At 59.0% G+C, this 405-nt stretch carries 1 pseudogene; it reads right to left on the minus strand.

Features of this window, described 5'->3' with window-relative positions:
- Positions 1-131: 131 nt before the first annotated feature.
- Positions 132-405 (minus strand): annotated as a pseudogene (locus ALO43_RS22585) (type III secretion system inner membrane ring lipoprotein SctJ); the annotation flags it as partial.

Here is a 405-nt window from a genome sequence, read left to right on the forward strand (position 1 = left end):
GGCTATCAGCCCATCACAGTCACTGAGTGTCAGGCCGCAGTTCAAGGCAAAACGGCTTTGCCAGTCCGGATGCGCAAACTGCCAGGGGTTGCACCACCATTGAACCCAGTGGTCCTCGGCAATCAGCTCCATCAGGCACGCGCCGGTACGGTTGAGCGACTCCGCGCGCCGAACCCGATCCGACGAAGCAGCGCGGCACGCCAGTCACTGCGCAGCAGCAGCGCAATAATCAGCAGCAATACGACAACACCGGCCGGTACCAGCCAAAGCATCAGGTGCCAGAACGGCAACTCTTCGCTGTCGAGCTTGAACGGTCCGAAGCTGGCCCATTGCGTCGTTTCCTGAAACTCGGTGGCCGGTACAAAAACGATGGAAAATTTCTTCGATTCTGCCGATTGCGCAGAC

The organism is Pseudomonas tremae, assembly GCF_001401155.1.
Taxonomy (GTDB): Bacteria; Pseudomonadota; Gammaproteobacteria; order Pseudomonadales; family Pseudomonadaceae; genus Aquipseudomonas; species Aquipseudomonas tremae.